The sequence below is a fragment of the Streptomyces sp. NPDC002994 genome, assembly GCF_040611155.1.
In the GTDB taxonomy this organism is placed as follows: domain Bacteria; phylum Actinomycetota; class Actinomycetes; order Streptomycetales; family Streptomycetaceae; genus Streptomyces.
Window position 1 is genome coordinate 24,996 of sequence record NZ_JBEXNQ010000037.1, and the last position, 12,062, is coordinate 37,057.

12 protein-coding genes are annotated in these 12,062 nt (G+C 70.6%); 7 read left to right on the top strand and 5 right to left on the bottom strand.

Features of this window, described 5'->3' with window-relative positions; translation table 11 throughout:
• Positions 1 to 61 precede the first annotated feature (61 nt).
• Positions 62 to 3,292, top strand: coding sequence for a tetratricopeptide repeat protein (locus ABZX79_RS33925; RefSeq protein ID WP_355266557.1), 3,231 nt, complete (start codon positions 62 to 64; stop codon positions 3,290 to 3,292).
• A 117-nt stretch (positions 3,293 to 3,409) separates the two neighbouring features.
• Here the strand turns inward: ABZX79_RS33925 and ABZX79_RS33930 are convergent, their stop codons facing one another.
• Together ABZX79_RS33930 and mca are read right to left on the bottom strand one after the other, a co-directional pair.
• Positions 3,410 to 3,706, bottom strand: coding sequence for a hypothetical protein (locus ABZX79_RS33930; protein ID WP_355266560.1), 297 nt, complete (start codon positions 3,704 to 3,706; stop codon positions 3,410 to 3,412).
• Positions 3,699 to 4,580 (bottom strand): mycothiol conjugate amidase Mca, encoded by an 882-nt coding sequence (gene mca, locus ABZX79_RS33935; RefSeq protein WP_355266562.1) that lies wholly within the window; start codon positions 4,578 to 4,580, stop codon positions 3,699 to 3,701. The genes ABZX79_RS33930 and mca overlap by 8 nt, the downstream gene beginning before the upstream one ends.
• A 119-nt stretch (positions 4,581 to 4,699) precedes the next feature.
• Between mca and ABZX79_RS33940 the strand changes: the two genes are divergently transcribed.
• The 3 genes from ABZX79_RS33940 to ABZX79_RS33950 all read left to right on the top strand — a co-directional run bounded on the left by ABZX79_RS33940 (position 4,700) and on the right by ABZX79_RS33950 (position 7,084).
• On the top strand, positions 4,700 to 5,119 hold the full coding sequence (locus tag ABZX79_RS33940; RefSeq protein WP_355266565.1) for a DUF4307 domain-containing protein: 420 nt from the start codon (positions 4,700 to 4,702) through the stop codon (positions 5,117 to 5,119).
• Positions 5,120 to 5,265: 146 nt separating this feature from the next.
• Entirely contained in the window at positions 5,266 to 5,763 is a 498-nt protein-coding gene (greA, locus tag ABZX79_RS33945; protein WP_355266568.1) for a transcription elongation factor GreA, read from the top strand.
• 247 nt (positions 5,764 to 6,010) lie between these two features.
• Positions 6,011 to 7,084, top strand: a complete 1,074-nt coding sequence (locus ABZX79_RS33950; RefSeq protein WP_355266571.1) for an ABC transporter substrate-binding protein — start codon at positions 6,011 to 6,013, stop codon at positions 7,082 to 7,084.
• 50 nt (positions 7,085 to 7,134) lie between these two features.
• On the opposite strand, the gene ABZX79_RS33955 is transcribed toward ABZX79_RS33950, so the two are convergent.
• From ABZX79_RS33955 to ilvA, 3 genes are all read right to left on the bottom strand, one after another.
• Positions 7,135 to 7,989: an ABC transporter permease gene (locus ABZX79_RS33955; RefSeq protein ID WP_355266574.1), complete on the bottom strand. Its 855-nt coding sequence runs from the start codon at positions 7,987 to 7,989 to the stop codon at positions 7,135 to 7,137.
• Positions 7,986 to 8,975 carry an ATP-binding cassette domain-containing protein gene (locus ABZX79_RS33960; protein ID WP_355266577.1) on the bottom strand — a complete coding sequence of 330 codons (990 nt, stop codon included), beginning with the start codon at positions 8,973 to 8,975 and terminating at the stop codon, positions 7,986 to 7,988. Before ABZX79_RS33960 ends, ABZX79_RS33955 begins: the two co-directional genes overlap by 4 nt.
• 176 nt (positions 8,976 to 9,151) lie before the next feature.
• Positions 9,152 to 10,381, bottom strand: coding sequence for a threonine ammonia-lyase (ilvA, locus tag ABZX79_RS33965; protein WP_355266580.1), 1,230 nt, complete (start codon positions 10,379 to 10,381; stop codon positions 9,152 to 9,154).
• A gap of 147 nt (positions 10,382 to 10,528) precedes the next feature.
• Here ilvA and ABZX79_RS33970 point away from each other — a divergent pair, with 147 nt between their 5' ends.
• From ABZX79_RS33970 to ABZX79_RS33980, 3 genes are read left to right on the top strand one after another with little or no spacing between them, the layout of a single operon-like run.
• Positions 10,529 to 11,089, top strand: coding sequence for a MarR family transcriptional regulator (locus tag ABZX79_RS33970; RefSeq protein WP_355266583.1), 561 nt, complete (start codon positions 10,529 to 10,531; stop codon positions 11,087 to 11,089).
• Positions 11,090 to 11,121: 32 nt separating this feature from the next.
• Complete coding sequence (locus ABZX79_RS33975) at positions 11,122 to 11,604, top strand: sigma factor-like helix-turn-helix DNA-binding protein (protein ID WP_355266586.1); 483 nt, start codon at positions 11,122 to 11,124, stop codon at positions 11,602 to 11,604.
• Positions 11,601 to 11,855 (top strand): hypothetical protein, encoded by a 255-nt coding sequence (locus tag ABZX79_RS33980; RefSeq protein WP_355266589.1) that lies wholly within the window; start codon positions 11,601 to 11,603, stop codon positions 11,853 to 11,855. Before ABZX79_RS33975 ends, ABZX79_RS33980 begins: the two co-directional genes overlap by 4 nt.
• Positions 11,856 to 12,062: the final 207 nt, after the last annotated feature.

The window sequence follows — 12,062 nt, forward strand, 5'->3', positions numbered from 1 at the left end:
GCGCTGACGCGCGTCAAGCAGGACACTTGTCCCCCAATCTTGCTCTCGGAGGGGGACGCACATGCGGGACAGCCACCGGGCGGAAGCCGAGCGGCTGTTGGTACGGGCCGTCGAGGAACAGGCGCGGCGGTCGGGCGGACGGATCGACGCCAACGCACTGCTGCTGCGCGGGCGGGCCGCGCTGGAGACGATGGCGGCCGGGGCGGTCGAGGAGTACGCCGCGTACGTCAAGGCGCTGGACGAGGCGCAGGCGGGGCAGCGGTCGTTGGCGGAACGGTTCAGCAGCGCGCATCTCTCAACCCCCGGGCTCGTCACGGCCGTTGCCGCCGTCGCTGCCGTCGGCGCGGACCTGGCGTTCGGTACGGACGCCGGTACCGCGCTCGCCGCCGGGGCCGTCGTCGCGGTCGCCGGGGCCGCCGCCACCGTCGTCAAGGTCACCGCCTCGCACTGGCCGGCCGCGCACCAGCGGGCCGGCGCGCTGGCGCAGCCCGGCGGGCCCGAGCAGCTGAGGCTGCAGTGGCTGACGGCGCTGGAGGTGCGAGGGATACGGCCGTTCCTGGACCAGCAGCACGTCCTGCTCGCCGCGACCCGGGGGCGTACGACCACCGGTACGGCGACGAAGGCCGCCGTCGCCGGGCAGTTGCGCGGCGCCGATCGCAGCCAGGCGGCGCGCAGACGGTCCGTACTGGAGCAGTCCTTCGGGCATCTGCCCGAACCCGACGGCCCCTTCGCGGGGCGGCGGGCGGCGATGGGGCAGATCGCACAGTGGGTGCACGCGGCGCGCGCGAGCACCGAGACGCGGCCGACGGTCGTCGTGCTGCACGGGGCGCCCGGTTCGGGGCGTACGACGCTGGCGGTGCGGGCGGCGCATCACCTCAGGGACCAGTTCCGGGGCGCGTGTGTGGTGGATCTGCGCGGCGACACGGCGGGCGAGTCTCCGCTGTCGACGCGGGAGGCCCTGCTGCACCTGCTCAACCGGCTCGGTGCGCCGCGCGAGCAGCTGCTCTTCCGGGAACGGTCCTCGCAGGAGCAGCAGCTGCGCAGGCTGACCGAGCTGTACCACCAGCACTTGACGGGACTGCCGGTGACGGTGGTGCTGGACGACGCGTCGGACGCGGCGCAGGTGCGGACCCTCGTGCCGGAGCGTTCGGACAGCCTGGTGCTGGTGACCGCGCGGCAGCCGCTCGACCTGCCCGCCGACATCCCGGCGTGGGTGCACCAGCTGCCGGTGGAGGCGCTGGATTCCGCCGGCGCGGAGGAGCTGCTGCGGGAGGTGGCGGAGGAGAAGGAGGGCCCGTACGACGCCCAGGCGGCGGACGGGATCGCCGAGCTGTGCGGCGGGCTGCCGCTGGCGCTGCGCGTCGCGGGTTCCTCGCTCGGCGCACGCACGCCGCGTGCGCTGGCGGCGGATCTTGCCGCGTACGGTCCGGTCGCCCCGGTGGAGCGCGCGCTGTGGCTGCGCTACACCGACCAGCCGGACGCCGCCCGCCGCCTGCTGCGCCGGCTCGCGCTCGCGGGCCGGGCGAGCCTGGGCGCGGCGGCGGCCGCGGCGCTGCTGGCCACCGACGAGCACGAGGCGCAGCGGCTGCTGGCGGCGCTGTCGCGGTCAGGGCTCATCGAGCACGTGCGGGGCAGCCGCTACCGCCTGCACGATCTCGTACGGGCGTTCGCGCAGGGGCGGCTGCTCGACGAGGAGGAGCCGGCGGACCGGGCGGCGGCGCAGGAGCGCCTGATCCGCAATTACGGCGAACTGGCCGACTCGGTGATCCGCATGGTCGACGGCAAGACGTCGACCCGCGCCGACCACTTCGGGGCCCACGGCTTCACTTCGCTGGACGCCGCCCTGCGCTGGCTGGACGACGAGTCGAGCTTCATCACGGCGGCGCTGCGCCAGTCGGAGGGCGTGGACCAGCAGGCCGTACTGAACCTCCTCGGCGCACTGTGCGACTACTGCCTGCTGCGCGGTGACCTGTACCGCCTGGGCGAGATCAGCGAGCTGACGCAGGCCGTCGACCAGGGCCTGCTGGGCCGGTCCGTCCAGTGGCGTACGGGCATCGCGGCCCGCCAGCTCGGCGAGCTCGACAAGGCCCGTACGACCCTCTCCTCGGTGGTGGATCTCTACTTCGAGGCCCAGAACGAGGCGGGCGCCGCCCGCGCCCTGTGCTCGCTCGGCATCACGCTCCACCACCAGGGCAACCTGACGGAGGCCGCGGCGAAACTGAACGAGGCGCTCGCCCTCCAGGCGTCGGACGCTCTGGCCGCCGACCGCGCGTGGACGCTGCACGCGCTCGCCGCGGTGGAGCGCGACCGGGCGAACCTGGCCGACGCCGTCAGCCACCTGGACACCGCCCTCGTCCTCCACCGGGAGAGCGAGAGCCTGCACGGACAGGCGTGGGCGCACTTCCAGCTCGGCCAGGTGTTCCTGCGGATGGGCGACGTACCGCATGCGGAGGAGCAGCTGCGCGAGGCGCTGGATCTGTACGGGCGCACGCGCGACGGCCGCGGCGAGGCGTGGGCGCTGACACAGCTGGCCCGCGCCCGCCTGGTCGACGGCGACCCGTCCCCCGCCGTCGACGATCTCCGCCAGGCGCTGTCCCGTCACCGCGAGGCGGAGGACGCGCGCGGCGAGGCCTGGACCCTCTACTACCTCGGGCAGGCGCTGGAGGAGCGCGGCGACGCCGCTGAGGCGGTGCGCGAGCTGGAGCGGGCGCGGGGGATGTTCTCGCGGATGCGGGACGTGTACGGGCTGGCTTGCGCCCGCCACCACTCGGGCCGCGTCACGCGCGACCAGCGCGCGGCGCAGACCGGCAACCTGCGCAATTCCGGCTTCGCGCGTCAGCTGCTGGTCGACGCGCGGGCGGACTTCCACCGCATCGGGGTCGCGCACGGCGAGGCGTGGACATGCCTGGAGCTGGCGATCGTGGACGCGGGCAACAACCGGCCGGCGCAGGCGCTGGAGCTGTGCGACGAGGCGGCGCGGTTGTTCGATTCGTACGGCGACGATCGCGGCGCGGACTGGGCACGTTTCCTGCGCTGCACGCTGCTGCCGTTCGGTTCACCGGGGGGCTCGGAGATCGGCACGGCGGTGGCCCAGGAGGAGCTGTCCCAGCTGCTCCGGGAGCCCCATCCGACCCGCGACGGCAAGCTGGAGGACTGCGCGGAGGCGTACGCGCTGGTGCTGGAGCGGGGAGTGGACCTGGCCGAGGGCTGGCAGGCATGGCGACTCGGCATGGTGCCGAATCGGCATGCGCGGGAGGTGATGGGGGTGCCGGTGGGGGTGGCGCGGGGGTGAGGGTGAACCGGGGCTCCGCCCCAGACCCCGCTCCTCAATCGCCGGAGGGGCTGAAAGGTGCCGCAAGCGGCAACATCCAGCCCGTCCGGCGTTTGAGGACACGCCCGCAGGGCGTCGCTACGCGTCCTTCGGGCGCTCCCCCGCAGGGTCCCCGGAAGCCGGTGCGGAAGCCGAACCGGCAGCAGAAGCCGAGGCGGCGGCCTTCTCCCGCTCCGCCGCCGGATCCGGCGCCTCTTCGAAGTTGACCTTGCCCATGTGGCGGTTCATCGACTTCATCAGCATCCACACGCCGACAGCCAGCGCCGCGAAGACCAGGAACCCGAGCACACCCGGGGTCACCTTGTTCTTGTCGAACTCGTCCGCGGCGAGCGGCACGATCTGCGTCATTGCCAGGGTTACGTTCACATCAGGCATTGTCGCGGATGCCCGCGAACAGGTCGCTCTCGGGGAGGGACGTACCGACGAGCGACTTCGCCAGCTCGTACTCCTCCGTCGGCCAGACGTCCCGCTGGATGTCCATCGGGACGCGGAACCAGCCGCCGTCCGGGTCGATCTGCGTCGCGTGCGCGATGAGCGCCTTGTCGCGGATCTCGAAGAAGTCCGCGCACGGAACGTACGTGGTCAGCGTCCGCTCGGCCCGCTGGAACTCCTTCCACCGCTCCAGCCACTCCCCGTACGGCGACTCCATGCCGCGCTCGATCAGCGCCTCGTGGAGCGCGACGGTGCGCGGCCGGTTGAAGCCCTGGTTGTAGTAGAGCTTCTGCGGCTGGTACGCCGGGCCGAACTCCGCCTCCGGGAACTTCTCGGTGTCGGCCGCTCCCTCGAAAGCCACCATCGTGATCTTGTGGGTCATGATGTGGTCGGGGTGCGGGTAGCCGCCGTTCTCGTCGTACGTCGTGATGACCTGCGGACGGAACGTACGGATGGACTTCACCAGCCGGCCCGCCGCCACGTCGACGTCCTCCAGCGCGAAGCAGCCCTGCGGCAGCGGCGGCAGCGGGTCTCCCTCCGGCAGGCCGGAGTCGACGAAGCCGAGCCACTCCTGCCGGACGCCAAGGATCTCGCGAGCCTCGTCCATCTCTTTCTTGCGGACCTCGTGGATGTGCTCCTCGATGTACTTGTCGCCCTGGAGCTTCGGATTGAGGATGGAACCGCGCTCGCCCCCCGTGCAGGTCACGACCAGCACGTCCACCCCCTCGGACACATACTTCGCCATGGTCGCCGCACCCTTGCTCGACTCGTCGTCGGGGTGTGCGTGAACGGCCATCAGTCGCAGCTGCTCAGTCAAGACTCGATCCTCAATGATTCGGCGCAATAAGCGGCTTCTATAGTGACCGAATCAGGGGGCGGAAAATTCCGGAGACAGCAGCCATCATCCGGCCGGCTCCCGACCCAGGAGGAACGATCATGACCGCGGTGCGTCAGGACCTTCCCGAGGGCCGCTACGGCCGCTCGGCGGACGAGCGCGCGGACCGCAAGCTCAAGATCGTGGGCGCCGTGCTCGGCGCCGGGCTCCTGGCGATGACGGGCTGGTTCGGTTACGACTACGTCACCGCACAGCGGATCAGTGCCGAGCTCATCAAGTTCGACACCGTCTCGGACTCCGAGGTCAAGGTCCACCTCGAAGTACGCAAGAAGGCGGACGCGACCGGCACCTGCACCCTGCGCTCGCTCGCGGAGGACGGCGCCGAGGTGGGCCGCAGGGACGTCCGTATCGAGGCGTCGGGCGGCGGGCGCATCGACGAGATCTATACGGTCCGTACAACGTCCAGGGCGACGAGCACCGAACTGACAGGCTGCACCGCGGACAGCGGTTCTGCAGGCTGACCAGCGGAGATGCCGCTCCGGCGGTTTTCCTCCTCCCCCTTTTCCGCCTGAATTGTTAGGCTCGTGGTTTCGCCCGCCCCTGGAGGCACATCCTTCTGGGTAGGGCGATGCTTGCTTTGTATTCCAAGTACCGACGAGGAGCACCTGTGACCCAGACCAGCGAGAGCGTCACCTGGCTGACCCAGGAGGCGTACGACCAGCTCAAGGCCGAGCTGGAGTACCTGTCGGGTCCCGCACGCACGGAGATCGCGACGAAGATCGCGGCTGCCCGCGAGGAGGGGGACCTGCGCGAGAACGGCGGGTACCACGCGGCCAAGGAGGAGCAGGGCAAGCAGGAGCTCCGTGTGCGCCAGCTGACCCAGCTCCTGGAGAACGCGAAGGTCGGTGAGGCCCCGACGACCAGTGGCGTCGTGGCACCCGGCATGGTCGTCACGATCGCCTTCGACGGCGACGAGGACGACACGATGACGTTCCTGCTCGCCTCACGCGAGTACGCGAGCTCCGACGTCGAGACCTACTCGCCGCAGTCGCCGCTCGGCACCGGCGTGATGGGCAAGAAGGTCGGCGAGGACGCGCAGTACGAGATGCCCAACGGCAACAAGGCATCGGTGACGATCCTCGAAGCCACGCCGTACCAGGGCTGAGCGCAGGGCAGCGCAGGGCAGCACAGGGCAGAGACCAAGCCCCCGGCCGGATTTTCCGGCCGGGGGCTTGGTCGCGAACAAATAATCGGTTGCCTGGTGGCGATGGTGGTGGATGCAATGTCCGGCATGGTCACCCAGGTGCGCCCGCCACGGCGAGATGAGATGGCATGAACGCGTACTACCTCGCCTTGCCGCTCTGCGTTCCGGGCAAACCGCAACAGAATCGCCCCACGGAAGACGCCAGCGCATGAATTCACCCGTCCAGATCGGCGCTCTCGTTCCGCTGACCCGGCCTGGCTGGGTCGAGGCAGGCCACCACTTGCTCGCTGGACTCGAGCTGGCCGTTCGCGAAGTCAATGACGCCGGCGGGATCGTCGGAAGACCACTCGAGCTGGTGGTCCGAGACACCGCGGCTGATCCACAGAGGGCCGCGGCGGCCGTAGACGAATTGGCTCGCCTGGGCGTGGCTGCCTTGGCGGGGGAGTATCACAGCGTCGTCGCTCGCGCCGCCGCCGCCAGGGCCGACGCCCTCGGCCTGCCGTTCCTCTGCTCGTCAGCGGTTCTCGACGCGCTCACCGAACAGCCAACGCAATGGGTCGCGCGCCTCTCCCCGCCGCAGTCCCGCGGCTGGCAGGTCTACGCGGACTTCCTCCTCGGCGCGGGCCACAGTCGCATCGCCGTGGCAGCCCAGCCGAGCGTCTACTGGGCATCCGGGACCCGCATTCTGCGGGACTACCTCGCTCCACGCGGCGGCACCGTCATCGAACTCGACATGGGCACGCTCACCCCGACAGCCGTCTGCGACGAACTCGTCGACCATCGCGCGACAGCCCTCCTTCTTCTGGTCGGCCACCCGGATCCGGCCGTGCCGATCGTCAAGTCGGTACGCAGCGACCAGCGCCTCGCCGAGATCATGATGGGCGCTCCGGCCGGACAACCGGAGTGCGCCGAATGGGCGACGTTGCTGGGCGACGACAGCGCCGCGATCCCGTTCTTGCGCTACCTGCCCGAGCGCCTCAGCCCACTCGGTGTACGAGTCGAGGCGGCCCTCCGCGAGCGACTGGCCGAAGCGCCCTCCTTCGTCGCCTTCGAGGGCTATGACACGGTCGCCGTCCTCGCCGACGTGCTGCGTTCTCACGGCACGGACCGGGCGCGCATTGCCGCATCCTGGCCGCGCGTCGCAGTCGAAGGCACCCGCGGGCAGATCCAGTTCTCCCGCACGCCGGGCATCAGCGTTTGGCAATGGGCTTGGGCGCCGATCCAAGTCGTTGACCGAGATCCGGCGGAACCCGATCGTTTTCGGATCCTTCACACCGGCTGAGACGAGTCCTCGCCGGTGGCGAGGACTCGTCCCACGTCAGGGCGCAGCCCTCAGCTGGCTGCCCGGCGGTACTTGCGGACGGCCAGCGTCCGAAAGACCAGGATGATCACGACGGACCAGATCAGCGAAGCCCAAACGGGATGCTGCATCGGCCAGGCGTCGGAGGGGGAGACGCCCGGGTTCCCGAAGAGTTCGCGGCACGCCTGGACGGTGGCGCTGAACGGGTTCCACTCCGCGACCGGCTGAAGCCAGCCCGCCATGTTCTCCGTGGGCACGAACGCGTTCGAGATGAACGTGACGGGGAAGAGCCAGATCAGCCCACCCGAGGTGGCTGCCTCCGGGGTGCGGACAGAGAGCCCGATCAGCGCGCCGATCCAGGAGAACGCGTACCCGAGGAAAAGCAGCAGCCCGAACGCGGCCAGCGCCTTCGCGATGCCTTCGTGGATGCGCCAGCCGACGAGCACAGCGACGATCGCGAGCACCAGCACGGTGACCACGGTCTGGACGAGATCGGCCAGTGTCCGGCCGGTGAGTACCGCGCCGCGCGCCATGGGCAGCGAGCGGAACCGGTCGATCAGCCCCTTGTGCATGTCGTCCGCGATACCCGCCCCTGCCCCGGCAGTGGCGAAGGTGACGGTCTGGGCGAAGATCCCGGCCATCAGGAAGTTGCGGTAGTCGGAGGCGTTGGTGGAGCCGCCGATCATCATCGAGCCGCCGAAGACGTAGCTGAACAGCACCACGAACATGATCGGCTGGATCAACCCGAAGAGAACCACTTCGGGAATCCGGCTCATGCGGATCAGATTCCGCTTGGCGATGACGAGCGAGTCGCTGACCGACTGGGAGAGGCCACCGCGCTGCTTGCGGGCCCGGGCGCCGGGATCGGCGTCTGTTACGGCGCTCACTTGGCAGCCTCCGTTTCTTCTCCTTCTTCGCCTTCTTCTCCGGCGACCTCGGCCGCGTGGCCGGTCAGGGAGATGAAGACGTCGTCGAGGGTGGGCCTGCGCAGCCCGATGTCGTCGATCTCGACCCCACGGGCGTCCAGCTCGCGGATGACCTCGGCGAGCAGCTTGGCGCCGCCGGTGACCGGGACGATGATCTTGCGGGTGTGCTGCTCCGTCTTGCTCTCGCCCTTACCGAAGGCGCGGAGCACCTCGTCGGCGGCGGTGAGGTAATCGGGGTCGTGCACGACGACCTCGATGCGCTCGCCGCCGGTCTGGGCCTTGAGCTGGTCGGAGGTACCGCGTGCGATGACCCGCCCGTGGTCGATGACGCAGATGTCGTGGGCGAGGTGGTCGGCCTCTTCGAGGTACTGGGTGGTGAGCAGGAGCGTCGTACCGCCCGAGACCAGTTCCTGGATGACCTCCCACAGTTGCTGGCGGTTTCGCGGGTCGAGCCCGGTGGTCGGCTCGTCCATGAACATCACGGGCGGGCTGACGACGAGCGCGGCTGCGAGGTCGAGGCGCCGGCGCATGCCGCCGGAGTAAGTTTTGGCCGTACGGTCGGCGGCGTCGGCGAGGTTGAAGCGCTCCAGCAGCTCGTCCGCGCGGACCTTCGCGCCCTTCGCGGACATCTGGTAGAGCCTGCCGACCATCTGGAGGTTCTCGCGCCCGGTGAGGTATTCGTCGACGGCGGCGAACTGGCCGGACAGGCCTATGGAGCGGCGCACTTCGTTGGGGTGCTTGAGGACGTCGATGCCGGCGACGACGGCCTTTCCGCTGTCGGGCTGGAGCAGTGTCGTCAGCACGCGCACGGCGGTGGTCTTGCCGGCGCCGTTCGGGCCGAGGAGGCCCAGGACTGTCCCTTCCGGTACGTCGAGGTCGACACCGTCGAGGGCCTTTACGTCGCCGAAGGTCTTCACCAGGCCTTCGGCGTAGATGGCGCCTGGCATAAGGGGTCCCCCAGGAGTTTTGGGTGAAATTTCCTACGCGGATTTTAGTTTTGCCGGACTTTCCCCGCCCGGTGAATCAGTAAGCAGCCGCGAGGCTCCCACCGTAACGCGATACATCGCGTTATGGCACCCCTCGGGCACCCTCAAGGCACCCCTCAGACACCCTCAGGCATCCCTCAGGACATCACGGTGTATCCCGCTTCCCGCAGCGCCGACCTGACCTCCGTGCAGTGCTCCGGCCCCTTCGTCTCCAGGTGCAGCTCCACCTCGACTTCCGTGAGTCCCAGCCGCGGGTCGGTCCGTACATGACCCACATCAAGGACATTGGCGTCGACCACAGACAGCACCCCGAGCAGCCCGGCCAGGGCGCCCGGGCGGTCCGTCAGGCGCAGGCGCAGCGACAAGTACCGGCCCGCAGCCGCCATGCCGTGCCGCAGGATGCGCTGCATCAGCAGCGGATCGACATTGCCGCCCGACAGCACCGCGACCACCGGCCCCTCGAACGACTCCGGTTTGCTCAGCAGCGCCGCGACCGGGCTCGCGCCGGCCGGCTCGACGACCATCTTGGCCCGCTCCAGGCACAGCAGCAGCGCGCTCGACAGCTCGTCCTCGGTGACCGTGACGACACCGTCGAGCAGCTGGTTGATGACCGCGAAAGGTACGTCGCCGGGCCGCCCCACCTTGATGCCGTCCGCCATCGTCTGCAGCGTGTCGATCGACACCGGCCGCCCGGCCGCCAGCGACGGCGGATAGCACGCCGCGTTCGCCGCCTGTACGCCGATGATCCGCACGTCGGGCCGCAGCGCCTTGACCGCGATCGCGATACCCGCGGCCAGCCCGCCGCCGCCCACCCCGACGACGATCGTCCGTACCTCCGGACACTGCTCCAGGATCTCCAGGCCCAGCGTCCCCTGACCCGCGACGATGTCGGGGTGGTCGAAGGGGTGGATGAAGGCCGCGCCCGTCGTGTCGGCGTACTCCTGCGCGGCGGCCAGCGTCTCGTCGACGACCTGGCCGTGCATCCGCACCTCGGCGCCGTACTCCCGCGTCGCCGCGACCTTCGGCAGGGGCGCCCCGACCGGCATGAAGACCGTGGAGCGTACGCCGAGGAGGGTGGAGGCCAGCGCGACGCCCTGGGCGTGGTTGCCGGCGCTGGCGGCGACGACGCCCGCCGCGCGCTGCTCCGGGGACAGGCCGGCGATCCGTACATACGCGCCGCGCAGCTTGAAGGAGCCGGTCCGCTGGAGGTTCTCGCACTTCAGGTGGACCGGGGATCCGACCAGCTGCGACAGATGCCGGCTGCCTTCCATCGCCGTGGTCCTCGCCACCCCCGCGAGCATCTTCTGCGCCCCGCGGATGTCGTCGAGGATGAGGTGGCGAAAGGGGTCAGACGTACGGAAGCTCATGACCGCAAGTCTGGCAGCTCGGCGGTCGGGCGGCCGCCGGGGTCCAAGGCCGTCCATCCGTTTATCGCAGCGCCGGTACGCACCCGCTGCCACCCGCGTACTCTGTCCCCCACCAAACCGACCACCGCACGAAGAGAGCCCCCAGCCATGCCCACTTCCCAGGACATGACGACTGATCCGGACACCGGCCTCCTCGATGCCCTCCAGCACCAGGTGGCCGTCTTCGCCCGTCGCGCCGAGCAGACCAGGCTCGGCGGCGTGGGCCAGGTCCGCAACTCCATGGACCGCGCGGCCTATCTGCTGCTCAACCGGCTCGACCAGGAAGGCCCGATGGGCGTCAAGGCGCTCGCCGCGGGCATGGGGATCGACTCCTCGACCGTGACCAGGCAGGTCGCGCCGCTCGTCGACACGGGCCTGGTCAAGCGCACGTCGCACCCGGAGGACGGCCGTGCGGTCGTGCTCCAGCTGTCACCGCGCGGCCAGGCGCGGCTCGACGAGGTGCGGTCTTCGCGGCGCGAACTGATGGCGCAGGTGACGGAGGGCTGGAGCCAGGAGGAGCGCGATTCCTTCTGCACGCTGTTGACGCGCTTCAATTCCGCGCTTTCGGCCCGCCAGAGCGCGGCCGCGGCGGAGGCGGGTGCGGAGGCGGGTGCGGAGGGTGTGGACACCGGAGAGGTGACGGCTTCAGAGGTGCCTCCCACCTCTTGACCCGGGGCCGGTTCCTGCCCTGATATGAGGGCGTGCGAGAGCGGCAGGCGAATCGGCATCGCCGCAGGGCCCGCGAGTTCGAGGCGTTCGTCGCGGGCGCGGCAGGACGGCTCCTGCATGCCGCGACGCTGCTGACGGCGGAGCCGCCGGACGACAACGCGCGGGCGCGGCGACTGCTGACCGCCGCTCTTTCCCGTACGTACGCGGACTGGGAGCGGTTGCGTGGCGAGGACCCGTACGACCGCACCCGCCAGGAACTCGCGGCCCGTTTCGCGCGCAGCGCGTGGCGCTATCGGCAGCACGGCCACCGCTGCGCCCCCCTCGCCGGGGGCGGGGTGCTGGAGCGGCTGACCCCGCAGGAGCGGCTGGTGCTGGTCCTGCGCCTGTACGAGGGCGTGGCCGAGGAGCAGGCGGCGGCACAGATCGGGCTGCCGGCGGACCGGGTCAGGGCGATCTGTACGCGCGCGGTGGCCACGATGCGCAGCAAGCCGGCCGGGTCGGTGGCGGCGCCGTGAGCCTCCCCGACCGCAAGGAGGACGAGGTGCGGCGGATGCTGGAGGGCGGCCCGCACCCGCCGGTCCCCGCGGACCTGGGCCCGCACGCCGCCGAACGCGGTGCCCGGCTGCTGCGCCGCCGGCTGGTCGCGCGGCAGCTGATGTGGGCGCTGCTCGCGCTGGCGGTGGTGGCGTTCGTGGTGTGGGCGGCGGTGGAGCAGCCGTGGGTGGCGCCACCGTCGGAGATCGCGCCGCCGCTGGAGGGCTGGTAGGCAGCGGTGCGGGTACGGGTTGCCTGCGGCGCTGTTCTCTTACCCGCCCCTTCCCGAGGACGCCCTACGGGCGTGTCCTCAAACGCCGGACGGGCTGGATTCGGCCGCACCATCCAGCCTCTCCGGCGTTTGAGGAGCGGGGTCTGGGGCGGAGCCCCAGCCACCCCCGGCAACCTCAGCCCGTCCGGCGCTTGAGGACCGGGGCCC